Here is a 23,872-nt window from a genome sequence, read left to right as displayed (position 1 = left end):
CAAGAGTCTCGCCTACTCCCACCTTTTACTCGTCTTGCAATTATATCTAGGTATTTTAATACTTTCCTTTAATCCTAAATATTACATAACCACAAACCAACACAACACACTCTCTCTATTGGTTTTTTGTTTTAATATTATTATTTCGAGAAAGAGAGTGTTTCTCTTAAGTATATGTTTCGTGTGAATCATGTTTTAGAATATCGAGTAAAAATAAGTTTTCTTCTAATCTGTAATATTGCGTATTGAACGGAGGAACGACTCGCGTCTTACGGGAATGCCACTCCTAAATACCTAATGAACGACGCCTCGTTATTTTTTAAACGAAGTGTTATAATAAAGATAGAACTATAAATTAACTATTGGGCGATAGCTAATTTATAGTCATATCGTAAATTATGCTTATATAGAAAATGAATCATTTAAAAATTGATTCATACATGCACCAATTACCACCTTATGATGTTGATTGTAAGGTGGTTTCTTCTGTTTATAATAATCATGCACCCTCAAAGTCAGTGTTACGTTTAACTTTGAGGGTGCGTTGTTTGGTTAGTTAATGCCTTGTGGTTTATTGCGTTTGGTGTTCTGTGTTGGATCTAAGCGTTTTTCTAGTAAGCGAAGGACAACGTCGATGATGACTGCGATGAGTGCGATAGGTATGGCACCTGCTAGGATGAATGTTGTGCCGTCTGTCGCATTGGTACCGCGGATGACGATGTCACCTAATGTTGGGGCTCCGATGAATGAGCCGACTGCAACGACACCGATGGCTACGACGAGTGCGATACGTATGCCGCCGAGAATGACGGATAGTGATAGGGGTAGTTCGATCATGCGCAGTACTTGGTTGCTGGTCATGCCCATACCTTTACCGGCGTCTTTAATGTTGTCGTCCACGCCTTGAATGCCTGTGTACGTGTTTTTAATAATTGGTAAAAGTGCGTAGAGAAAAACTGTAAAAACGACTGTATTAGGGCCGAGACCCATCACTAACATCAGAATGGCAAGCATCGCGATGACTGGAACTGTTTGTATGATGTTGGCAATCGTGATGACGATCCATGACAGTTTAGAGAATCTCGCGATAAAGATACCGATTGGAATACCTATGATAGATGCAAAGAGTACGCCGTAAACCGACATGAGTAAATGTTTCAAGAATAAATCCATTAAGTAACCAAAGTTGGTTGAGTAGTACTCACCGAGTTGTTGTAAGAGATTGCCAGACATTAGTGTTGCCCTCCTTTCTCATCATCAAAATAGTTGTGTTTCTTCAAGAATTCTTCTGCAACGACTGCGGGTTCTTTCCCTTTACCGTCTGCTTCGTAGTTCAGTTGTTGCATTTGTTTCGTTGAAATTTTGCCTTCTAATTTCTTCATCGATTTCTTGATTTCTGGATGTTTTTTCAAGAGTTTGTTTGTCGCAAATGGACTCGCATCATATGGTGGGAAGAAACGGCGGTCATCTTTCAAGATCTTTAGATCATATGCGGCGATACGGCCGTCTGTAGAGTACCCTACTGCTGCATCAAGCTTTTTATTATGTAAGGCATCGTAAACGAGACCGATCTGCATAGGTCGAACGGTGTTAAAGCTAAAGCCGTAATCTTGAGTGAAGCCTTTGTAGCCATCTCCTGCGCGTTCCATCCAAGAGCTATCGACACCGAGTCTTAAATCTTTATGTTTTTTCAAATCTGAAACCGTTTCAAGATGATATTTACGTGCGGTTTCTTTCGTGACCATAAATGCATAGGTATTTGCGAAACCGTATGAGTTAAAGAAATGTGAATCGAAGCGTTTTTGGAAACCTTCTTGCGTCGCTTTCAACGCTTTATCTGGATCTTTGATTGGATCTTCGTTTAAAGCGCCAGTCAAGTCTGTACCCGTATAACGTGCACCTGACATGTTGGCGTCACCTGTTGTTATCGCTTTGTGTTGAATTGTACTAGATCCTAAGTTATTTACGAGTGAAGGTTTCAACTTACCTTTCGTATCATGTTCAATCATGACGCGCACCATGTGTGCCATGATTTGTGATTCTGTGTTTGTTACCGCTGTGATCTTAACTTCGTCATCTGAGCTACTGCCACCTAAGCCGGGTAGACTACATCCAGATAACACAGTGAGACACAACAGCGGGATTATGAGTAATGCTTTAAACTTTCTCATCATGTTCTCCTCCTTGTTATCTAGATACTTTAAGGCCTTTTGGCACAGCCCATTTTTCAATTCTCGAAAGTACAAAGTCGACGATAAGTGCGAGTATCGTTACTGCGATAGCTGCGGCAATAATCATATTCGCGTTGTACAAGTTCAGTCCGTTGAATACGAAGTCACCGAGACCTCCTGCACCGACGTAACTTGCGAGTGTTGCCCAACTGATCACGTATACGGCTGAGAGGCGTACCCCACTTAAGATAAGTGGTAATGCTAGAGGTAATTCGACGTCTTTCATCATTTGTAGACGTGTCATTCCCATACTCTTAGCCGCGTCCTTTAAGTTGCTATCGATTTGCTGAACGCCAAGTACGGTGTTGTTTAAAATAGGTAGCAACACGTAGATGAATAAAGCGATGATGGCAGCCATTTTACCTACACCGAAAATCGGAATCATAATAGCCAGCACAGCAAGCGTTGGAATCGTTTGAAGCACACCGGCTATCGTTAACACGACGTTGGATGTTCGCTTCATGCGTGAAAGCATAATTCCGATCGGCACTGCCACGATGATCGCAATCAATAAGGCAATCACTGAGATTTCTAAGTGCTCTAAAGCTTTCTTAAACAACTCTTGACCATTGTTGCGTAGGAAGTCCATCATGAGCGATCAGCTCCTACTTCGCTCGGCTCTACAATCGCCTCTTCAGAAGCATTGGCCTCACTTTCACCCCAAATACTGTCGTAAACAATATCTACGAGGTTCGCACGTGTGACGAGACCGAGCAATGTCTTGTCATCTTTCGCAACGACCGGCACATTACGCACATTACGTTTAAGAATCGTACGTACACTGTCTTGCAGTTTACTGTCTACACGCACGCGATAAATGTCTCGTTGCATCGTATCAATGAGTTCGCGATTCGCACGTAAACCTTGGTTGATGTCCTCGATATCTAAATAGCCGAGTAAACGATTGTCGTCGCCAACTACAAAGATCGTGTCAACACGACGTTCACGCATGATTTCAACTGCATCGTTGAGTGAGCGATCGGCATGAACAGTAACCGGTGTAATCATCGCATCTTCAACTGTGCGCATATTCGGACGGTCTTGAATGAGACGGTTCTGTCCGATAAAGTCACGCACGAAGTCATTCGCTGGATGACGCAAGATATTATCAGGTGTATCGAATTGCACCACTTTACCGTGTGACATGATACAAATTTTGTCAGCAAGTTTAATCGCTTCATCCATGTCGTGGGTAACGAAGATAAAGGTCTTACCTAATTTCTGTTGAAGTTCTTTCACTAAGTCTTGTAACGTATCTCGTGTGATAGGGTCTAACGCACCAAACGGTTCATCCATCAAGATGACATCTTGTTCAGCAGCGAGTGCACGCACTACCCCGATACGTTGTTGTTGACCCCCAGACAATTCAGATGGATAGCGATCTAAGTATTCTTCTGGTAAGTCGACGAGCTTGATTAATTCTTTCGCTTTCTCTTCTTTCTTTTCTTTCGACCATTTTAACAGCTTAGGAACTAAGACGATGTTCTCCTTGATCGTCATGTGTGGCATCAGTCCGATTTGTTGAATCACATAACCGATACTGCGGCGTAACTCGACGGGATCCATCTTACGAATATCTTTGCCGTCCATCGTAATTTGCCCGTCTGTCGCCTCTATCATACGGTTAATCATTCGCAGTGCGGTCGTCTTACCGCTCCCACTCGTACCGATAAAAGCCACGAATTCCCCTGACTGAATATCAATCGACATGTTGTCGACGGCTTTCTTATTGCCTGAATAAATCTTTGATAAATTCTTAATACTGAGCATGTATCTCGTTCCTTTCTATCGTAATTTCATGTCAGCCTATCCTTGATGAGGTAAAAGAGACGCATGGTTAACACGTATCTGTACATCTCTCACACATGCGCGCATCCTCACATTGAAGATTCAATGTTCTTTAATTTAGCCCAGACGCTGATGTTATCTCTTCAGTATCAACAAAAACAAAGGACCATTTGTGGAGTTATACAAATCCGAGAATAAGTAAGAACACAAGCACAAAAGGCCCTAATGCAAGTAATAAGATACTGTTGTTTAATTATGTAAATTGATGAAATGTCATTGTGATATGAGCATCATGCTGAGTGGTGACGACTGGACTTTGATGCAGAAACCACGTTATTAAATCTGCTTACGTTACGCATGCATCGTCTCATCTCAATAGCATGCCACAATAAGTGTGTGGCTTGCCTATAGATGTTCTCAAACCTTGTATAGTAGTAATTATACCCTTTTATCTACACAAAGTCACATGTCACCCGGCTACATCGCTCATCGAAAGCGATAAAGTCACCGTTCTAATCGCTATATTTCTTATGCGTCATCGCGGCATCTTCAATATCTAGCTACACTATTTAGCTTAACATAGATAAGTTGTGCGTCCAGATATTAAGGGAGAACAAGACAGACTGGAGTGCGGTCTCCCTATGTGCCTATCCAGTTCCCCTTGTGCTAGACTTCGCACTTCCTGTTTCACACGAACGTCTCAACTCTAGTCATTCATCCCTTTACCATCGAGGATATGTTGATAGTATTTCTCCACTCTTCTCTCTCGCGTTGCCGCCCGCTTCGCTTGTCCAATAAAGTACATATATTGACGTTGGCGACCTGGTGTAAGTTGGTTAAAAGCTTCTTGTAACGCGTCGTCTTTATCCAACGCAGCTTGTAATTCATCAGGCATCGTATATTCTTCCGTCGTCTTCATCGGTACTTGTTCGCCAGATTGTTCGACACGAATCGCCTCGTTTAAATACCACGTAATTTCTTCAGCACGTTCTTCGATTTCTTCGAGGCTCGTAAAACGGAGTTGGCGTGCAGCTTGAACATTTTTCGTTTGTTGAATCAGTGATTGGTAAGGATCTTTCATAATCGCGCCTTTTTGAAACAACAGCGCAGAATAGTGCTTAAACTCTTGAATAATGACCACATTGTGACCTTCATAGGTATAGCACGGATGTTTCCATTTATAATCTTCTTCAAGGTCAGTTTTCTGAACAATTTGGCGTAAACGTTTGATTTCTTCTTGCCATTGATCAAGTTTCTGAATATATGATTCGACGAGTTGCTTTGTATCTTTCTGCGTCATCTTCTTCACCTTCTTTGAAATACTTTATGCTTTAGTATAGCACGTTATGTGAGCTATTGATGAGTAGTACGGAGGACTTCCAGATTACCCGTAGACTTCACAGGATCATCCTTATCGTTAAATTTTTCTCAACTAATCTGAATATTTTTGATATAATAGACAAATATCATTTTAAAGTGTAAGCGTTTACAGTTATTTTCCGCTTAACACTTAAAGGGGATGTTACATATGCATGATGGAAATGTATTGCTAACGGTCGTAGGCGTGTTAATTATCGTCTCTATCGTTGGCTTATTAATCATGAAGAAGATTAGCCCGGTTGTGGGCATGACACTCATACCGTGTGTGGGAGCATTGATACTCGGTCACAGTGTTCATGATTTAGTGAAGTACTTTAACAGTGGTCTAGAGTCCGTGATGAACGTCGTTATTATGTTCATCTTTGCCATTATCTTCTTTGGCATAATGTCTGATAGTGGATTGTTCAAACCGATTGTTAAGCGTCTTATCTTGATGACACGTGGGAATGTCATCATCGTGTGTATCGTGACTGCGATCATCGGTACGTTTATTCAACTTGATGGGGCTGGCGCGACAACCTTTTTACTATCTATACCAGCACTACTGCCACTTTATCGCGCACTCAACATGAACCGCTACTTACTCATACTACTCCTCGCGTTAAGTGCGGCCGTGATGAACATGGTGCCTTGGGGTGGTCCTATGGCGCGTACGGCTACGGTGTTGCATGCTAAAGACGTCAACTCGTTATGGTACGGCATCATTCCCGTGCAAATTGTCGGTGTGGTTCTCGTATTAATCTTCGCCGCTTTCTTAGGCTGGCGTGAGAACCGTCGAATCAATAAACTGATTGCGCAAGGTGAGCTGAGCGATACACAACACATCGATATTCATAAACTCGTTCAGCGTTATGAACACGATCAGGATATTAAATTCCCAGTACGTGGACGTGCGAAGACGCAGAATTGGGTAAAATGGTTCAATACCATCTTAACGATTCTCGTTATTGTAGTCATGCTTGCGAATATTGCACCACCTGAGTTCGCCTTCCTCATCGGTACAGCGATTGCACTCATCGTGAACTATAGTAGTGTCGATGAACAGATGGACCGCTTGAAGGCACATGCGCCTAATGCCTTGATGATGGCTGCAGTAATCATCGCAGCCGGAATGTTCTTAGGCGTGCTCAATGAAACAGGCATGTTGAAGTCTATTGCGGTGAACTTTATCAAGATTATTCCTGATGCAGTCGGCCCATACTTACATGTCATCGTTGGTTTCTTCGGCGTACCTTTAGACCTATTGACGAGTACTGACGCTTATTACTTTGCGGTGCTCCCTATCGTTGAACAGACAGGTCAACAATTTGGTATTGCGCCCGAATCTACAGCGTATGCGATGATTATTGGTAATATCATCGGTACTTTCGTAAGCCCATTCTCTCCTGCTTTGTGGCTTGCGATCGGTTTAGCAGAAGCGAACATGGGAACCTATATCAAATATGCGTTCTTCTGGATTTGGGGCTTCGCGATTGTCATGGTGATTATCGGTATTTTGATGGGCGTCATTGCAATTTAATATTCTACTCAAGTTAAAAATCCCGTAGGTGGACTTTCTGCCACCTACGGGATTGTTTTGTGATTGAGCTGATAATCTTTTAACTTACTGCTGACGGTATTTTGCAACGTTGGTCAAACTAATCGCAAGGATGAGCACGAGTACACCTATACCCGCTGAGAAGTAAGTCGTCGCAAAGACATTGAGCTTAGACACTACGAGGCCACCGACCATACTTCCAATACCGATACCGGCATTCAGACTCGACATGTTCCAACTCATCACTTGGCTCGTATCACCTTCGACTTGGTCGATAATCCCACTTTGAACAGCAGGATTCGTACTCCACTGCATAATATTCCAAACGAAGAGTCCAATCATTAGAATAACCACACTCGTTAAGATTTGGTTCAATACTAGCATCATAATGATAAATACGGACACTGAAATGATGAGCCAACGTTTAGATGTAAGTTTGTCTGATAAGAAACCGCCCATTGATGTTCCTGCAACTCCGGCAATACCGTTGATTAGTAGAACGATGGAGACGAATGACAACGTATGACCGCTTTTTAACATCAGCGGGTTAATATAGATAAAGGTGATAGAGTTCGCCACGAGAATAAAGAACGTGATGCCTAAATACTTCACGACTTCAAGAGGTCTTACCACTTTAGAATGCGTTTGTGAAGACGAGCCACTCTCATCTGTTGACGTACGGTCGAGTTGAGGTAGGAAGATAAACATCAGTATACCTACGAGCACACTGACCGCCACGATAAAGAGGAAGGTGAAACGCCATCCTAACGCGCCCCCTATCATCGTACCAATCGGCACACCTAGGACGTTTGCGCCACTAAATCCAGAATACACGATACCTATCATCTTGCCACGGTTGTGAGGCGCGGTAAGCATCGCAGTTAAAGCGAGAATCTTAACGATAATGAGTGCCGCAGCTGCTGATGAAATGATACGACCTATAACCAGTATCGTAAAGTTCGGTGCTACAGCTATGATTACGTTACCGGCGATAAAGAATACGAGCGTCCACAATAGTAACGGTTTAGGGTGGAAGCGATTCGTGAGTTTAACGAGTATCGGCCCTACCACTGCGAAAGTGATCGCATACAATGTCACGAGTTGGCCAATAATCGCTTCTGATATATGTAAATCTTGGCTCATTAAGTTCATAATCCCTGCAACCATCATCTCTACCATACCTACGATAAAGGTACTGAGGATAAAGGTTACGATACGCATCGTCGTCATTGCGCACGTCCTCCTTTATATTGTTCTGAACACAATTACTACCATTATAAAGCATATATTCTGAGTTGTGCGTGTAGGTGCTTAATTTAAAAGTAGACAGAACTCGAAGTTTCTAAAATTGTTTTTCAATGTTTTACTCTCGCTTGGTAACAAGACAAACATCTACCTTTTCTCTTTCCCATAATAAAAGTCCCCCATAGTTTAGAATTACCAAATAAACTCTGGAGGACTCGAAATGTATCATCACTCACATTTTTCTAAAATAAAGCAACCTACTTACATATTACGATCTACGAGCTGATCACGATGGTTGAAGAATTGACGGTAGCTCAAGTAAGTCGCAATCAACGCGGAAATAATCGTTGCTGTTGTATGGATAAAAACGACGAGCAACTGGAATTTGATGGCTTGAAGTGGTGGCACACCGCCGATAATCAAACCAGTCATCATACCAGGAATTGAAACTAAGCCGTATGTCTTAACTGAGTCAATCGTCGGTACAATCGCCGTCTTCACACTCTCACGAATCGTCGCTTTAGAAGCCAGTTTCGGATTCGCACCTAAAGCAAGTTTAGATTCGATCTCATCCATTTGTTTCACAAACTCACGATCAAGGTTCTGATAAGCCAAGTTAATCGCAATCAAACCATTGTTCCCAAGCATACCTGCGATAGGAATCACTTCGTTAGGCGTAAAGTCGATCGCACCTGTAATAATGACACCCGCAAGTGGAATGGCCACCCCGATAAAGATGGAGACGAATGAAATCCAGAAGACATGATGCATGACTTCAGATGCACGACTCAACGTGTTCCATGACGCATTGATAATGATGACGAGCACGAAGAGTAAGAGTAGCCATTTCTGATCGACGTCAAAGATGAAATGTAAGATAAAGCCTAAGATGACGAGTTGGATGACTGCTCGAACTGTAGCGACAACTAAGTCTTTAATAATATGTAACTTCTCGACGTATGACACGATGATTGGAAACAGTAGTAAAAGTGCCGTAATCGCTAACGCTGTCGTACTCATGTTAAATCCTCCTCATTCTCAATCTTGCCGTCTACGAGACGAATCCGCTTCTTAAAGTGACGCATACTTTGGTCATTGCTATGTGTAATCCACATGATGGCTACACCTTGGTCGACTAAACCGAAGATGAGTTCCTCAATCTTCTCACTATTCTGCGTATCTAATGCACTTGTGGCTTCGTCCAAGAGTAATAATTTCGGTATGTACATGAGTTGGCGTGCAATCGTTACACGTTGACGTTCACCACCAGAAAGCGGTCTGACGTCTGTGTTCAAGTTATAATGACCTAGACCTACTGCTTTGAGCAGTTCTTTCGCACGTTTCTTGTCAAAGTCCTTGCCACGCACTTCTGCTGGGAAGGCTAAGTTCTCGCCTATTGTATGGTTAAAAAGGTCGCTTTCTTGTAGTAAATAACTAATCTCCATACGTAAATGTTCAGGTTGAATATCTTCATAATCTTGCCCTTCATAATAGATGTTGCCAGATGTTGGACTGATGAGGTTATCAATCAAGCGAAGCAACGTACTTTTACCGCTACCAGAAGGGCCGACGATAGCGATAGTATCCCCTTTATTCACTTTTAAATTTAAGTTATCGATAATCGTTCGATTGTTGACTTTATATGTCACATCTTTAAGTTCTAACATGCTGTTCACTCCTTCTGCTTATAAACTACAGTAGTATGCTTATTCCCTAAAATTAAGTTTTAAAATATATTTATTTAAATTTGTTTTCTTTTCAAGTGAGGTTTGCGAGCGACCTAGTAGTGAGTGCTTTCGTGCTGTACCTCTACTACTTTTATTATACCTAAAGTGTAGATGGAAATATGAAATCTAATAACAAAAAAGGCTAAGTTTTAGGAAACATAACGTTTCTTCAAACTCAGCCATACTAAAAAATACCTAACTCAACTTAGTTAAAGATTTAAAATAAAACATATTTACATCAATAACATTAATAGAAATGCAAAACCGTTGTTCAATGCATGATAAGTAAAGCTTGCCGCTAAATTACGTCCTGAGCGCATGTAAACAATAACAATAGGCACAGCTATAATTAAATATTCACCAATCTCAAACGGAGACTTCATTCCTAATAAATGTAATCCAGTAAATAAGATAATAGACAGAATTGCTGCGATTGGATAGGTAATCTTCTTGCCTAGCTCATGAATGATGAGATGTCGGAATATGAGCTCTTCTACTAGTGGAATAAGTATAACACCCATGATAAGACTTACAGGAATGAGCCAGTTCACATCAAATAGCTTAAGTACCTCTTTATTATTCGCTGTATCATCGAACTGTAGCGATGAGGGTAAGAAATTTAATAACCAATTGTAAAGTTGTGATACAAGTTGTGCTAGGACAAACACAATAATAATAAATATCAATTGTTTTTTAACTTGTTTAAAACGCTCAATTGCTATACGTACGATGTCGTGATTAACGTGCATGAGATAAAATATAAGTAATGTTACCAAAACATTTGCGAAATTCAATATAATCTTATAGGTTGAAGTTTCTCCAGGATACATTGTTCCATCCATTACTAATATCATTATCAAACTAATTATTGGAGCAAGAACAATTTGAACCAGAAGAAAGTAAAGAGGCACGAGCCACAAGTCGCGCCAAGCGAAATAGCGACTGTGCCATCTTTCGGGATACTTGATTTCATTCATTTCTGAAGACACGATAATTCATCCTTTCCTAACTTCAAATTCATCATTTTACAAAAAATCTCAAGAAAATATTGAGACGAGACTCGCAACTGCATTAAACATAAAGTGCAGCGTGATACTCACTGCCAAATTGCGCCCTGACTTCATGTAGACGTATACGAGGCCTGCCGCCATAAAAATATACGAACCAATTTCAAACGGAGACGTTGCGCCCGTTACATGAATACCTGTGAAAATAATGACGGATAACACTGCCGCAACAGGATAAGTAATCTTCTTCCCTAACTCGTGTATGATTAAATGACGGAATAACAACTCTTCCACAAATGGTGTAATTATCGCAACGTTAATAAACGTAATTGGTGTGAGCCAACCTACTTTAAACAGTTGGTCAACCTCTTCTTGGTTCTGCGTTTCATCAAACTGTAGCGATTTCGGTAAATAATCTGTCAAAGTATCGTACCCTGCATCTAGCAACATCACTACGATATATGTCACAATGAGTAGCCAGAAGTAGCGTGGTACCAATTTAAAACGTTGCCACATGACCTTAGCTAACCCATGTCGAATATGTATGAGATAGAAGATAAATAAGACAAATAATAGCGTTAGCGTATCGATAGTTAAATTAAGTGCGTTAACAGTAAACGAATTATCTTTTGATTGCAATATTGATGGATTAATGGCTAATATAGTCACTTGTATGAGCAGCACCACTATATACGGTAAAATATAAAAACTTGGAATCAGCCAAAAATCGCGTTTCATGAGATGTGAACTTTGCCATGGTGATGGCGATTTGGGTGGTTTAGGTCGTCGTTTGAATAGTTTCATAAATCAATTCCTTTCAGATAGGATATGTTTTATATTTATCATAAATAGAAGCGTTTTACCATTCTTCGTGGTAAATCATGCAATTGATATAAGAAAGAGATTATTTTGGGTTACTCAAGTCATTTTCTATACAAAGAGAAAGGTAATGGATCCCAAGAATCTTGATTTATGAGATAGATAAAGAGAAGTGCTACAATATGCTATAACAACAAATTGGGAGGGACTGTAATGAAAGATACAAAGCAACTACTACACACACTCACGGATATCAACGGCATCGCTGGACATGAAATGGCTGTGAAATCAGCGATGAAAGATTACTTACAACCGGTGAGTGATCAACTGATCGAAGACAATTTAGGTGGTATCTTTGGACTTAAACAAGCGTCTAAAGGCTCACGTTCACTCATGATTTCAGGTCATTTAGATGAAATCGGCTTTATGGTCACTAAAATTGATGATAATGGTTTCCTATACTTTACTCCTATCGGTAGCTGGTGGAACCAAGTTATGCTTTCTCAAAAAGTGACGGTAACTACTGATGAAGGTAAACAAATTCGTGGTATCATCGGTTCTAAACCTCCGCACGTGTTGACGCCTGAACAACGTAAGACACCTATGCAAATGAAGTCCATGTTTATCGATATTGGTGTGAGTAGTAAAGAAGAAGCGGAAGATCTCGGCATTGAACTCGGCAATATGGTCACACCTTATAGTGAGTTCGAAGTTATGGGTAACGAGAACTATATGACTGCGAAAGCGTTCGACAATCGTTACGGCTGTGCGTTAACTATCGATGTGCTTGATAATCTCAAAGATGAGGATATCAATATCAACCTATACTCTGGGGCTAATGTACAAGAAGAAGTCGGTCTACGTGGTGCGAAAGTCGCTGCAAACAAGATTAATCCTGACTTAGCGATTGCAGTAGATGTGGCAGTCGCGTATGATACACCAGGAATGACAGGTGAAGCGAGTGATGCGAAGTTAGGGGAAGGTCCTGTCGTCATCACGATGGATGCCTCAAACATTGCCCATGTTGGTCTGTTAAAACATATTAAAAATGTCGCAAAGCAACATGATATTCCAATTCAACTCGATACCACTGCAGGTGGCGGTACAAACGCAGGTAGTATCCACGTCGCAAATGAAGGTATTCCTACTGTTTCATTAGGTGTCGCTCTACGTTACATGCATTCAAATGTTTCAGTGCTTCACACTGAAGATTATCGTAATTCTGTGAAGCTCGTCACTGAAATTGTGAAATCATTAAATGATGACACGGTAGACCAAATTAAATGGTAAATCTTCCCTCGTCACATAAATGACTCCCACGTAAAGTGAGAGGGTTAACTGGGCAAAGATATTTCAACACAATATCGACCCTCCTTCCCTTTTCTCACGTGGGAGTTTTTTACTATCTTCAATTATTTTGTTGTGCGTTTCCAACTATCGTCACTTAACATTTCACCTGGCCATGTGTATGCCATCACACCACCATCAATCGTGATTGTTTCTCCAGTAATAAATGAACTATCGTCTGAAGCGAGGAAGACAACGAGTTTCGCTACTTCATCCGGAGAACCTAAGCGGCCCAGTGGTGTTACCCATTTTTGAGTCTCACGGAAACTACGACCTGATTCCTCTTCTTCAGTACCTGACAATTTATCTACGAGCGGTGTTTCAATCGTACCTGGCGCAATGGCGTTCGCGCGAATATTTTCACGACCATATTCAATTGCAGTAGAACGTGTGAAGTTAATCACGCCACCTTTAGCTGCATTGTAGCCTGAGCGATAGAGGTCTGCAGCTTGACCTGAGAAAGATGCTGTATTGATGATTGAACCACCATTATCTAACATGAGGGGGATTAAATATTTCGTCATCATAAACGTGCCACGTAAATCGACACCCATAATGCGGTCAAACACTTCGACAGGATATTCATGAATGCGACCCGCACTATTATCTACGCCTGCATTATTGAATAAGGCGTCTATGTGACCATATTGAGATTTCAATGTCTCAGCGAACGTCTCAACTTCACTTTGTTCAGAAATGTCCACGATAAACGCAGAAGCTTGATTGCCCGCTTCTTTAATCTCTTCTACCGTTTCTTCCACACCTTTATCTACATCGACTGCAAGCACGTGCGCCCCTTCTTCAGCTAATGCTTTCGCTGATGCAGCACCGATTCCTGTGTGTGCCCCAGTCACTACGACAATTTTATCTTTCATTCTCATGACTTTGATTCTCCTTTATCTCTTTCTTGATACTAAAATGAACTTATTTTTAAAATTCCACTCCTCCTCACAACTTAAACGCCTTGAAAATAAGTTACATCATTTCTACTCGCACTGTGTAAGGCTTCGCGATAATTCTTACTATCAATTTTCGGAAAATTGTTTTATTTTAGTCTCTAACTTGTTATACTCACTCTAACCCAAAGGGGAGGGGTTGTAATTATGACAGAACAAACAAAAAAGAAGACAGGAATCTTTAACAAATTTCTTAACGGGGTCGAACACGTGGGAAATCGCCTACCCGATCCAAGTATTCTATTCTTTCTCATTTGTGTCGCGCTAGCCGTTATTACATGGCTCGTTTCACTCTTCAATGTTTCAGTGAAACACCCCGGCACTGGGAAAGTCGTAGAAGTTAAGAATATCTTAAGTATTGATGGCTTGCGTATGATTCTTAATGATGCCATTAAGAATTTCTCTGAGTTTCCAGCACTGGGTATCGTACTTGCGGTAATGCTAGGTGTCGGCGTCGCTGAGAAATCAGGTTATTTCGATAAATTACTCGTGCAGGTGGTACATAAAGCACCAAAGAATCTCATTGTACCCTCTATTATCATTATCGGTATTCTTGGTAACGCGGCAGGAGACGCAGCACCTATCATCCTTCCACCACTTACAGCGATGGTCTTTATCAAATTGGGCTATCACCCTATTGCTGGACGGCGAATCTCATGCTAAGTATGTCTGACGCGATGACGTATGCTTTTACCGAACCTGCCACACGTATCGTCTCAGATCACACGAAGATTAACGTAGCGATGAACTGGTACTTTATCGCAGCAAGTGTGATTATCCTACTTCCAGCCGTTTATTGGGTAACGATGAAATTCGTCATTCCACGACTCGGCAAATTTAATACATCTGACGCACAAATCGAGGTTGATAGTTCTACACAAGATCTGACACCTCAAGAAAGTCGTGCACTCATGTGGGCTAATATCGGTATGGTCGTTGTCTTGATTGGTATTATCCTGTGTGCTTTACCGCATAACAGTTTCTTGCGCAATGCGAAAACGGGAAGTCTCATTGACGATGCGCCATTATTTAACGGTATTGCATTGATTATCTTATTACTATTTTTAGTTCCAGGTTTAATCTACGGTTTTATGATGAATGAATTTAAAGATACGAAAGATCTTGGTCGCATGCTTGCAGATTCCATGTCATCCATGGGTTCCTTTATCGTCATCGTATTCTTCGCAGCACAAGTCTTAGGATTTCTGCAATGGAGTAATCTCGGCGTGGTCATCGCAGTTAAGGGCGCTGAAGCACTCAAAGGTCAGAATGGCGTCGTGCTCATCATCGGAGTCATCCTCTTGAGCGCTATTATCAATATGCTCATCGGTAGTGCGTCTGCTAAATGGGGGTTACTCGCGCCGATCTTTATACCGATGTTGATGTTGCTCGGCTTCCACCCGGCTTTAACACAAATGCTGTATCGTATTGGGGATTCAATCAGTAACCCCATTACACCAATGATGCCGTATCTACCATTACTACTGCAATATGCGCAGAAATATGACGAGAACATGAAACTGGGTTCACTCTTATCCAGCTTAATGCCTTACACCGTCATCTTGAGTATCGTGTGGCCGATCTTTATTATCGTTTGGTACTTACTCGGTATTCCACTCGGCCCTGGCGGCGTATTACACATGTAGCACTTCACACTTATATTAAAATGAATGGCACGTTGCTGCAGAATGAGTTTGCAGACGTGCCATTTTTCTGTTTCTCGTATTTATTTAGCGCAATATACGCCCAAATCCTCGCATGACCCATTGATGCAGCGGCGCCTGAGTGAGTCGATATACAAGCCACGGCAAACGCGGTCGGAAGTGTATCAGAGCTGTGAGTAACGTTCCCCTCGTTTGATTAATTTTAAAAATAAATTGGGGTTGCGGATCATGGGAAGGTACTGCTCCAGCAAGCATACCTCCTATGATTGATAAACGTACTTCAGTAGGCGTGACCACCCTCTGCGTCATCTTAATCAAAGGTAGACTATTCAACAAGCGAATGTCGTATCGTGGATAGCGCATGTCTACCGTAATGAGACCGAACGTCAGGCGATTTAAGTAACGTGCATAGCTTTGGACTGCCTCGTTTGCACTTTGAATCTTCACACGTTCGAGCTGTTGGAACGAATAGACACGATGCATAGACTTATGAGACCTGCGTTTATCGAACATACGAGTTATTGCGCGCTTCGTTGATGTAGCTCGCTTTAGTAATCGTTGCGTCGATGAGGAACGCGGCTCAACTACAGAAACACCAGAAACGATTGAAGTGATATATTCAAGTGTCAATTCATGCATTGCACGGGTGTCACCTTGTAAGAGCCCATGGGGTAAAGTAGATGATGTTTGAAGATACACCACATAGTCTTCCTGCTCTAGCTCTACTTGAAGTTCCTCAAGGTGGAGCACATTCACATCATGAGTGTTCAAATGATAAATTGGATATGTCTGCTTATCCAGTGACCCTTTTAACTGACGGATAAGTGTTTGGCTAACATGGCCATTCGCACCGATGACTACAACACGCATCTTGAACCCTCCCTTTACATAATATTGACGACCTATTATAGTTATTATAATTATTGTAATACGTTGTTGAGGTGAAATGAATGAAAGACGTTGCACATTTAAAGAAAAAATATGAATTGATACATGACATGGCGGATTACGAGCCGATATATTGGAAGAATCCACGGTTCAATCACACGCAAGACTGGACTTTGACCTATTTCGATATCGAAGAGGCATCCGCACGCCTCCAACGTTTCGCACCTTACATACAAAGTGTCTTTCCAGAGACCGCTTCCCACTCAGGCATCATTGAATCGCCGCTCGCAGCTATCGACCACATGCGTGAACACTTAGCACAACTCGATGATTTCGAACTTGAGGGACGGTTATGGTTAAAATGCGATCACGCCCTCCCTATTTCTGGCTCAGTTAAAGCGCGGGGTGGCATATACGAAGTGTTAACGATTGCTGAAAAGATTGCGTTAGATGAGGGAGACCTGGGTGTTAACGATGATTACTCTATACTCGCTTCTTCTCGTTACCAAGAACTGTTTGGCAAACATACCATTGCGGTTGGTTCAACTGGAAATTTAGGACTCAGCATTGGTATGATGAGCGCGAAATTAGGTTTCAACGCTCAAGTTCACATGTCGCAAGATGCACGTGAATGGAAGAAAGCGTTGTTGCGTGATTATGGCGTAGAAGTTATAGAGTACAAGTCCGATTATCAATACGCTGTGGCAGAGGGTCGTGAAGCGGCGAAAGATGACCCGAGATGCCATTTTATTGATGACGAAGATTCTAAACATCTCTTCTTAGGTTATGCCGTTGCTGCGTTGAGACTACAAGAGCAATTACGAGCACAACATATTACAGTCGATGCTGAACATCCTCTTTTCGTCTACTTACCTTGTGGTGTCGGAGGCGCGCCTGGAGGTATCACGTTTGGACTGCATCAAGTTCTCGGCGAACATGTTTACTGCGTCTTCGTTGAGCCCACGCATGCGCCATGCATGACTCTAGGGCTACTCACTCAATTCTACGATGAGATTAGTGTGCGTGATATTGGTTTAGATGGGCGGACTGAAGCGGACGGGCTGGCAGTAGGTCGTCCTTCTCGTCTCGTGAGTGAGATGATGGATACGTTATTATACGGTAGTTGCACTGTGAGTGATGCACGTCTTTACACATATCTTTACCTCCTCTCTTACACGGAGAATGTACACGTGGAACCTTCAGCGACAGCAGGCTTTGCCTGTATTAAAACTACGCTTAAACTCGCTGAAGAAGACGGTATCCCGACAGCACAAGCAAACCATATCGTTTGGTCAACTGGCGGCGCAATGGTTCCTGAGGACGAAATGAGCGAGAATATCGCCTATGGTAAACATCTTTACGATTTAGCTGAATCTAATTGATACGTCAATATAAATAAGACAGCTACCTTCTTCCATTTATCGTGGAGGTAGCTGTCTTTTTCATCTCTTTTATACTGGTCTAACTGTAATTTCATTAACATTTACATGACTCGGTTGTTCTAGCGCATAAACGACCGCTTCAGCAATATTCTTCGCTTCAAGCTTTTTACGATCGCCAAAGTCTCCACTGCCCATCGGTGTATCCACCATACCAGGCGAAATACTCGTCACTCTGATACCCGTACGTGCGAGCTCTTTCTCTAGACCTTGCGTAATCGTATGGATAGCTGCTTTAGTCGCACTATACATCGTACTTTGTTTCGTCACCTCAAAGCCTGAGATAGACGCAATATTGATAATATGACCTGAGCCTTGCTTTTTAAAATGCGGTAAAGCAGCATTGATACCATACAACGTGCCCTTCACATTCACATCAATCATCGTCTCCCATGCCTCAACATCACCGTCAGTAATCGCTGGCGATAGCATCTGACCTGCACTGTTCACGATGACATCGAGATGACCATAATGAGACTTCGCTTGCTCCACAAGTTGTTCGACTTGTGAACGTTGCGTCACATCAGTAATCACCGTTTTAACTTGGGCATTGTATGTTTCCTTTAAATGATTTGCTGTTTCTTCTAAACGCGTTTCATTGCGGCCTGCCAGTACAAGTTGGACTTGACGTTCTGCAAGCGCCGTAGCAATACCTTTACCAATACCGCTACTCGCCCCAGTCACAACCGCTACTTTATATTGAAGTTGGGTCATCTAATCTCCCTTTCTCTTACAAGTCTTTCTTAAACACATAACTCACTTTATCATAGTTCATCTTATCAGTGTAAAATTGATGCGCACGTTCTTTCTCCAAATCGGAAGATAAAGCAATGCAGTCATAACCTTGTTCTTCAGCCCATGTTTCAATATAAGATAAGAGACGCGCACCATAATCTTTAGAACGCCATGCTTCATCCACTACTAAATCTGTAATCCAAATATAGCGACCATAATACAATGTCGTCATCGGTTGGAACGCTAACACTGCGACGATTTCACTACCTTCGTACATCCCAAACATACGGTAGCCGTCATCCTTGATAGAATCAGTGACTAAATCCAAATATTGGTCTTTCGTTAAATGTGTACGTAATTGTTTGATCACTTCAAATGCATGTGTCACTTCTTCTTCATTAAATAACTCTGAAATATATCCCATAGTCATTCATTCCCCTTTATTTTTTAAAATGAATATGATTAAACCATACGTTTTATTAAAGTATATCACTTCAAAGATAATAAATTTAATATTTTCACTCGACTTATGAAATGAAAATCTGAGGTAGTATATACAAATAACTTTAATTTTCAATGTTTTTACTTTCGCTTGCTTGGGAGAAGTACAGAAATCTATGATTTCGTAGTACTTCCACAGAAATACTGATTAGAGCTCGAGAAAGCGATAGCCTTCTTGAATTCAGAGAGCTACTGCTATGACTTTTAGACAATTAACTTTGAATAAGTCTCTTAAATTTCATCCTATGTAAACAAACAAGAAGTTACTTTCATCCTTTTGAAATTATTTAATGAATGCTTTTATTTTCTATTATTAAGAGATTATTATTGTTTTCAATGGGGTACACGAGACGCTTGATGGAACGAGACCACAACGAAAATCCATTTCTTGAGCTCATAGAGCGAGAGAAATTAGTTGAGTGTGGTCCCATAAGCAAGCGAATGTTCCAAAATTGAAAACACAAAATAACAACATAAATTTCTGTTCTACTCATTATTCTGGTAAAATAGATAGAAAGCACTTTTTCGGGATGAATTTTATAAAAAGGGTGAAAGAATCATGTTAAATTTTGAAGAACGTATTCAAGCATTACGTGAACAAAAAGCGAAGACAAGTTTCGACTTCAACTTCCAAGAATTATATAGTGATGAGGAATGGTTAGAGATGCGTCTCGCAGATAGAAAGTATGCGGAACGAGAATTCCGTCGTTTCGTAGGCAAGAGCAGTCATCTTAGAATACCTGCTGTGACTGAAGATAGTATTCGCATGCGTATGTATAACTTAGTATATTCCTTTAATGAAATTAAACGTAACTTTAAAGCTTACGTCTAAAACGAAGCCTTTACCATAAGCAAAAGCCCTAGCCAACTGATAATGGCTAGGGCTTTTAGAATGAGGCCGTATCACAGAAATAACTCGGGCAGAGAATACCGCTGGACGGCACCTAGTTTGTACTATTGAGGTACAGACTTTCTGGATGACCCCATTCTCATCTCATCATTTTAAAGGGCGTTTAACTAAATCATGAAACTTCTACTAGGGGCTAATAGAATTAGGGACTACATGAGCACAATGTCGGGACTTTTCATCGTGCCATGAATGGTTACAGTCGTGTTAACATGGCATAAGCAACTTCGAACATGATAGATATAGCACTTAGCGTCAACAAAGGAAATTCAAGTTAAACGACTGCGCCACTTACATTATGATCATACCGAGGGATTGAAGGTATGAATGTAAATATCATAACTGTGTACTTCTGAAGGAATTATTACTATGATAGCTGACTATAAAAAAGTGTCGTTTTAGTCTTTATACTCTATTATAATCTCACTTGCTATCTCACTAATTCTTTCTTGAGTCCAGTTATCCTTTACAGCCCATATATTACTATGATTAGTTGCAAATTTAAATAGATTTGTGATTCATTTCACAAAATAGTCATAAACCTCAATTTCTTTTTTAATATCTTCGCCTGTTATTGCTATTGGCATCATTTTCTCACTACATTTTAGTCCGCTTCATCAGCAAGTCTTTTACACAAAGAGGCTGATAAACAGGATAAAAATAATTCCAGAAACGGAAATAATCGTTTCAAGCATGGACCAAGTTAAAAATGTCTCCTTAACAGTTAAGCCGAAGTATTCCTTGAACATCCAGAATCCTGCATCATTAACGTGGGAAAGAATCACACTTCCTGCCCCAATAGCTAGAACTACGAGCGCTACGTTAGTATCTGAGTGTTGAAGAAGTGGCAGCACGATACCTGTTGTAGAAATTGCTGCAACTGTAGCCGAACCGAGCGCGATACGTAATACAGCCGCTACAATCCACGCGAATAAGATTGGTGACATCTGCGTTCCTTCAAACATTTTAGAAATCGTATCACCGACGCCCCCACCAATCAGAACCTGTTTAAAGGTACCGCCACCCCCAATGATTAAGAGCATCATACCAATCGGATAGATCGCTTCTGAGACGGAAGTCATAACATCTGAAACTTTACGACGTTGACGCATGCCCATTGACCAGAAAGCGAACAGTACGGCGATGAGCATGGCTGTGCCAGCTGTTCCGACGAAGTAAATTACCTGTTCAACCAAATTCTTCGGATCACTGTGGCCTGTAATGAGCTCCGTTAATGTTGCGATAAGCATGAGTATTACAGGAAGAAGCGCTGTTAAGATGCTGACGCCGAAACTTGGCATCTCCGCTTCAGTAAAAGTACGCTGGGCACCGAGCGCTGAAATGTCTCCCTCACGCTGATAAGCAGATGGCGTGAGTCGTTGAGCGATTCGGTTAAACAGTGGCCCAGCAATTAAAGTCACAGGAATAGCGATAATAATCCCAAAGAGCAAGACTTGACCGAGATGCGCGTGTAACTCTTTCGCAATCACGACTGGACCTGGATGCGGAGGCAAGAAACCATGTGTAACTGACAGTGCCACTACCATAGGCAGTCCTAGTTTCAATTGTGAAACACCGGCACGTTTCGCAATCGTAAACACGAGTGGGATTAAGAGAACGAGTCCGACTTCAAAGAACAAAGCAATACCTACGATAAACGCCGCAACCAGCATCGCCCATTGCACATGTTTACGACCAAATGTCGCAATGAGCGTTTCTGCAATACGTGAAGCACCACCGCCATCGGACAGAAGCTTACCTAAGATGGCACCTAATCCAAAGATGAGTGCGATGTGCCCTAGTGTACCACCCATACCTTTTTCAACCGTATCCATAATCTTGTTTAATGGCATCCCTAATAATAAAGCCGTAACTATCGACGTGACGATGAGTGCGATAAACGTATTGAGTTTAAATCCTATAATTAATCCTAACAAGATGACAATACCAATGACGACAGCTAAAAGCGGCCAAACTGTACTAAACATTCCGTTTCCTCCTCTATTTCGAACGCTGTTTTACAAGTCATATTACTTCCCAAGTGTTGTGTGCTTGCGTTGAAATGCAGCTATTTTATGATAATGCTCAGTTAAAGAACGACTTAAATCAATGAAGAGCGGTAACAATTCTTGATAAACTTGTACACTCTCTTTTTCAGGTTGATGTTCAAAAGTTGTACCTACCATCTCTTCTACTACAGAATAATCTTCAATTTCTCCAAGTGCTTTAAGCCCGAGCAAGCATGCGCCAAGACAAGAACTTTCGTAGCTTTCTGGTACTGATAACGGCGTATCGAATATATCAGCCATCATTTGACGCCATAACTCACTTTTAGAAAAACCACCTGTCGCTTTCAGTTGCTGAGGCGTTTCACCCATCACTTCAATCAACGCAAGATAGACGGTATAGAGATTAAACAATACACCTTCCAACGCAGCTCGAATCATATGCTCTTTCTGATGCGCGAGCGTTAAACCGAAGAATGAACCTTTCACATCTGCGTTCCATAAAGGGGCACGTTCCCCTGCTAGATAAGGATGAAACAGTAAGCCATTAGCGCCAGGTTTCACACGACTCGCAATTTGTGTTATCACTTCATAACTATCAATGCCTAAGCGTTTCGCCGTTTCAACCTCACTTGCTAACAATTCGTCTCTCAACCAACGCAATACGACGCCACCATTATTCACAGGACCACCTATCACATACTGATCTTCGTCTAAGACATAACAGAAGATACGTTCTTTCGGATCCATGACAGGACGATCGACCACCGTACGAATCGCACCTGAAGTTCCAATAGTGACGGCAACTTCACCTGGTTGATACGCATTTACACCAAGGTTAGATAACACACCATCGCTCGCACCGATAACTATCGGCGTGTCAGGATCAATATCCATTAGCGTCGCATAACGATGTTTCATTCCTTTTAACACATGAGTAGTCGGAACAGTCTCTGGTAAGTGATTTGAGCTAAGACCAAGTAAATCTAACACCTCCTTGTCCCACTCACGTTTCTGCAGATTGAACATTCCTGTCGCAGATGCCAACGACTCATCAATTACCCAAGTTTCAAATAACTGGTAAAGTATATACGATTTCAAATCGACAAACTGCTCTGTTTGATTAAATAAAGCATTATACTCGTGTTTCAACCAATAAATCTTCGCTAACGGTGACATCGGATGGATGGGCGTACCTGTGCGGCGATAAATCTCATGCCCTTCACTTTCTTCTTTTAACTTTTGCGCATACGCACTCGCACGATTGTCTGCCCAAGTGATACTTTCGGTAAGCGGTTGATTGTCTTTATCCATTGCTATGAGACTGTGCATTTGCGCACTAAACGACATAAACTTTAACTGATCATGCTCGACACCTTGTTCGCGCACTACATGTTTAACCGTCATCAACACAGCATCAAATATCGTATCGGGATTCTCTTCTGAAGCATCCACTTCATTATGCATTAAAGGGTACGTAATACTATGCTTTGCAACAAAGTGCCCCGCTTCATCGAACAACACTGCTTTCGTACTCGTCGTACCGATATCTACACCAATCATATACTGCATCGTAGCCACTCCTTTTCGTTTGACTAAATTTTTTATCTATCTTAGCTATTTATTAGTGGTTAAATTCGCTAAAGACTCACCTATATTATAATATTTAGCGCACAAAGATGTATATGATGAGAC

20 protein-coding genes and 1 pseudogene are annotated in these 23,872 nt (G+C 41.5%); 5 read left to right on the top strand and 16 right to left on the bottom strand.

All coding sequences use genetic code 11. From position 1 onward, the window contains the following. Positions 1-552: 552 nt before the first annotated feature. From HMPREF2802_RS08925 to HMPREF2802_RS08905, 5 genes are all read right to left on the bottom strand, one after another. Positions 553-1,233 (bottom strand): ABC transporter permease, encoded by a 681-nt coding sequence (locus HMPREF2802_RS08925; protein WP_002471017.1) that lies wholly within the window; start codon positions 1,231-1,233, stop codon positions 553-555. Next, entirely contained in the window at positions 1,233-2,171 is a 939-nt protein-coding gene (locus HMPREF2802_RS08920; protein ID WP_070503777.1) for an osmoprotectant ABC transporter substrate-binding protein, read from the bottom strand. The genes HMPREF2802_RS08925 and HMPREF2802_RS08920 overlap by 1 nt, the downstream gene beginning before the upstream one ends. Before the next feature lie 16 nt (positions 2,172-2,187). Next, positions 2,188-2,823: an ABC transporter permease gene (locus HMPREF2802_RS08915; RefSeq protein ID WP_002471024.1), complete on the bottom strand. Its 636-nt coding sequence runs from the start codon at positions 2,821-2,823 to the stop codon at positions 2,188-2,190. Continuing rightward, positions 2,820-4,001, bottom strand: coding sequence for a betaine/proline/choline family ABC transporter ATP-binding protein (locus tag HMPREF2802_RS08910; RefSeq protein WP_002471029.1), 1,182 nt, complete (start codon positions 3,999-4,001; stop codon positions 2,820-2,822). The genes HMPREF2802_RS08915 and HMPREF2802_RS08910 overlap by 4 nt, the downstream gene beginning before the upstream one ends. 724 nt (positions 4,002-4,725) lie before the next feature. Next, complete coding sequence (locus HMPREF2802_RS08905; protein ID WP_070503774.1) at positions 4,726-5,319, bottom strand: YdeI/OmpD-associated family protein; 594 nt, start codon at positions 5,317-5,319, stop codon at positions 4,726-4,728. Between the two features lie 228 nt (positions 5,320-5,547). On the opposite strand from HMPREF2802_RS08905, the gene HMPREF2802_RS08900 reads away from it, so the two are divergent. Further along, positions 5,548-6,918 (top strand): CitMHS family transporter, encoded by a 1,371-nt coding sequence (locus HMPREF2802_RS08900; RefSeq protein WP_070503771.1) that lies wholly within the window; start codon positions 5,548-5,550, stop codon positions 6,916-6,918. Positions 6,919-7,002: 84 nt separating this feature from the next. Here HMPREF2802_RS08900 and HMPREF2802_RS08895 read toward each other — a convergent pair whose 3' ends face one another. From HMPREF2802_RS08895 to HMPREF2802_RS08875, 5 genes are all read right to left on the bottom strand, one after another. Continuing rightward, positions 7,003-8,166 carry an MFS transporter gene (locus HMPREF2802_RS08895; RefSeq protein WP_070503768.1) on the bottom strand — a complete coding sequence of 388 codons (1,164 nt, stop codon included), beginning with the start codon at positions 8,164-8,166 and terminating at the stop codon, positions 7,003-7,005. Between the two features lie 276 nt (positions 8,167-8,442). Next, the gene (gene fetB, locus HMPREF2802_RS08890; RefSeq protein WP_070503765.1) at positions 8,443-9,201 is read right to left on the bottom strand and encodes an ABC transporter permease; all 759 of its coding nucleotides are present in this window, start codon (positions 9,199-9,201) and stop codon (positions 8,443-8,445) included. Further along, complete coding sequence (locus HMPREF2802_RS08885) at positions 9,198-9,848, bottom strand: ABC transporter ATP-binding protein (RefSeq protein WP_049410861.1); 651 nt, start codon at positions 9,846-9,848, stop codon at positions 9,198-9,200. The genes fetB and HMPREF2802_RS08885 overlap by 4 nt, the downstream gene beginning before the upstream one ends. 293 nt (positions 9,849-10,141) lie before the next feature. Next, positions 10,142-10,897, bottom strand: a complete 756-nt coding sequence (locus tag HMPREF2802_RS08880) for a CPBP family intramembrane glutamic endopeptidase (RefSeq protein WP_083307618.1) — start codon at positions 10,895-10,897, stop codon at positions 10,142-10,144. 48 nt (positions 10,898-10,945) lie between these two features. Then, positions 10,946-11,719 (bottom strand): CPBP family intramembrane glutamic endopeptidase, encoded by a 774-nt coding sequence (locus tag HMPREF2802_RS08875; protein WP_070503763.1) that lies wholly within the window; start codon positions 11,717-11,719, stop codon positions 10,946-10,948. Positions 11,720-11,947: 228 nt separating this feature from the next. On the opposite strand from HMPREF2802_RS08875, the gene HMPREF2802_RS08870 reads away from it, so the two are divergent. Continuing rightward, positions 11,948-13,024, top strand: coding sequence for a M42 family metallopeptidase (locus HMPREF2802_RS08870; protein WP_070503761.1), 1,077 nt, complete (start codon positions 11,948-11,950; stop codon positions 13,022-13,024). Positions 13,025-13,146: 122 nt separating this feature from the next. On the opposite strand, the gene HMPREF2802_RS08865 is transcribed toward HMPREF2802_RS08870, so the two are convergent. Further along, positions 13,147-13,962: an SDR family oxidoreductase gene (locus HMPREF2802_RS08865; RefSeq protein ID WP_049407203.1), complete on the bottom strand. Its 816-nt coding sequence runs from the start codon at positions 13,960-13,962 to the stop codon at positions 13,147-13,149. Positions 13,963-14,184: 222 nt separating this feature from the next. Between HMPREF2802_RS08865 and HMPREF2802_RS08860 the strand changes: the two are divergent. After that, positions 14,185-15,683, top strand: a pseudogene (locus HMPREF2802_RS08860) (AbgT family transporter). An 84-nt stretch (positions 15,684-15,767) separates the two neighbouring features. Here the strand turns inward: HMPREF2802_RS08860 and HMPREF2802_RS08855 are convergent. After that, positions 15,768-16,571 carry a hypothetical protein gene (locus tag HMPREF2802_RS08855; RefSeq protein ID WP_070503758.1) on the bottom strand — a complete coding sequence of 268 codons (804 nt, stop codon included), beginning with the start codon at positions 16,569-16,571 and terminating at the stop codon, positions 15,768-15,770. 80 nt (positions 16,572-16,651) lie between these two features. On the opposite strand from HMPREF2802_RS08855, the gene HMPREF2802_RS08850 reads away from it, so the two are divergent. Further along, positions 16,652-17,971, top strand: coding sequence for a D-serine ammonia-lyase (locus HMPREF2802_RS08850; RefSeq protein ID WP_070503756.1), 1,320 nt, complete (start codon positions 16,652-16,654; stop codon positions 17,969-17,971). A 69-nt stretch (positions 17,972-18,040) separates the two neighbouring features. On the opposite strand, the gene HMPREF2802_RS08845 is transcribed toward HMPREF2802_RS08850, so the two are convergent. Both HMPREF2802_RS08845 and HMPREF2802_RS08840 read right to left on the bottom strand, forming a co-directional pair. Beyond that, positions 18,041-18,742, bottom strand: coding sequence for an SDR family oxidoreductase (locus tag HMPREF2802_RS08845; RefSeq protein ID WP_070503754.1), 702 nt, complete (start codon positions 18,740-18,742; stop codon positions 18,041-18,043). 16 nt (positions 18,743-18,758) lie between these two features. Next, the gene (locus tag HMPREF2802_RS08840; RefSeq protein ID WP_040807010.1) at positions 18,759-19,193 is read right to left on the bottom strand and encodes a GNAT family N-acetyltransferase; all 435 of its coding nucleotides are present in this window, start codon (positions 19,191-19,193) and stop codon (positions 18,759-18,761) included. A gap of 630 nt (positions 19,194-19,823) precedes the next feature. Between HMPREF2802_RS08840 and HMPREF2802_RS08835 the strand changes: the two genes are divergently transcribed. Next, positions 19,824-20,096, top strand: a complete 273-nt coding sequence (locus HMPREF2802_RS08835) for a DUF1413 domain-containing protein (RefSeq protein WP_070503751.1) — start codon at positions 19,824-19,826, stop codon at positions 20,094-20,096. Between the two features lie 704 nt (positions 20,097-20,800). Here the strand turns inward: HMPREF2802_RS08835 and HMPREF2802_RS08830 are convergent. Together HMPREF2802_RS08830 and gntK are read right to left on the bottom strand one after the other, a co-directional pair. Beyond that, positions 20,801-22,159 carry a gluconate:H+ symporter gene (locus HMPREF2802_RS08830; protein WP_070503748.1) on the bottom strand — a complete coding sequence of 453 codons (1,359 nt, stop codon included), beginning with the start codon at positions 22,157-22,159 and terminating at the stop codon, positions 20,801-20,803. Between the two features lie 42 nt (positions 22,160-22,201). Continuing rightward, positions 22,202-23,749, bottom strand: coding sequence for a gluconokinase (gene gntK, locus HMPREF2802_RS08825; protein WP_070503745.1), 1,548 nt, complete (start codon positions 23,747-23,749; stop codon positions 22,202-22,204). Positions 23,750-23,872: the final 123 nt, after the last annotated feature.

Source organism: Staphylococcus sp. HMSC071G07 (assembly GCF_001811435.1).
In the GTDB taxonomy this organism is placed as follows: domain Bacteria; phylum Bacillota; class Bacilli; order Staphylococcales; family Staphylococcaceae; genus Staphylococcus; species Staphylococcus pettenkoferi.
Note: the sequence above shows the minus strand (reverse complement) of the source record. Positions and strands in the feature narration are given on the sequence as shown.

Bases quoted from the DNA above. Each gene is read 5' to 3' on its own strand.
- HMPREF2802_RS08925 (WP_002471017.1), bottom strand. From the start codon at position 1,233: ATGTCTGGCAATCTCTTACAACAACTCGGTGAGTACTACTCAACCAAC.
- HMPREF2802_RS08920 (WP_070503777.1), bottom strand. From the start codon at position 2,171: ATGAGAAAGTTTAAAGCATTACTCATAATCCCGCTGTTGTGTCTCACT.
- HMPREF2802_RS08915 (WP_002471024.1), bottom strand. From the start codon at position 2,823: ATGATGGACTTCCTACGCAACAATGGTCAAGAGTTGTTTAAGAAAGCT.
- HMPREF2802_RS08910 (WP_002471029.1), bottom strand. From the start codon at position 4,001: ATGCTCAGTATTAAGAATTTATCAAAGATTTATTCAGGCAATAAGAAA.
- HMPREF2802_RS08905 (WP_070503774.1), bottom strand. From the start codon at position 5,319: ATGACGCAGAAAGATACAAAGCAACTCGTCGAATCATATATTCAGAAA.
- HMPREF2802_RS08900 (WP_070503771.1), top strand. From the start codon at position 5,548: ATGCATGATGGAAATGTATTGCTAACGGTCGTAGGCGTGTTAATTATC.
- HMPREF2802_RS08895 (WP_070503768.1), bottom strand. From the start codon at position 8,166: ATGACGACGATGCGTATCGTAACCTTTATCCTCAGTACCTTTATCGTA.
- fetB (WP_070503765.1), bottom strand. From the start codon at position 9,201: ATGAGTACGACAGCGTTAGCGATTACGGCACTTTTACTACTGTTTCCA.
- HMPREF2802_RS08885 (WP_049410861.1), bottom strand. From the start codon at position 9,848: ATGTTAGAACTTAAAGATGTGACATATAAAGTCAACAATCGAACGATT.
- HMPREF2802_RS08875 (WP_070503763.1), bottom strand. From the start codon at position 11,719: ATGAAACTATTCAAACGACGACCTAAACCACCCAAATCGCCATCACCA.
- HMPREF2802_RS08870 (WP_070503761.1), top strand. From the start codon at position 11,948: ATGAAAGATACAAAGCAACTACTACACACACTCACGGATATCAACGGC.
- HMPREF2802_RS08865 (WP_049407203.1), bottom strand. From the start codon at position 13,962: ATGAGAATGAAAGATAAAATTGTCGTAGTGACTGGGGCACACACAGGA.
- HMPREF2802_RS08855 (WP_070503758.1), bottom strand. From the start codon at position 16,571: ATGCGTGTTGTAGTCATCGGTGCGAATGGCCATGTTAGCCAAACACTT.
- HMPREF2802_RS08850 (WP_070503756.1), top strand. From the start codon at position 16,652: ATGAAAGACGTTGCACATTTAAAGAAAAAATATGAATTGATACATGAC.
- HMPREF2802_RS08845 (WP_070503754.1), bottom strand. From the start codon at position 18,742: ATGACCCAACTTCAATATAAAGTAGCGGTTGTGACTGGGGCGAGTAGC.
- HMPREF2802_RS08840 (WP_040807010.1), bottom strand. From the start codon at position 19,193: ATGACTATGGGATATATTTCAGAGTTATTTAATGAAGAAGAAGTGACA.
- HMPREF2802_RS08835 (WP_070503751.1), top strand. From the start codon at position 19,824: ATGTTAAATTTTGAAGAACGTATTCAAGCATTACGTGAACAAAAAGCG.
- HMPREF2802_RS08830 (WP_070503748.1), bottom strand. From the start codon at position 22,159: ATGTTTAGTACAGTTTGGCCGCTTTTAGCTGTCGTCATTGGTATTGTC.
- gntK (WP_070503745.1), bottom strand. From the start codon at position 23,749: ATGCAGTATATGATTGGTGTAGATATCGGTACGACGAGTACGAAAGCA.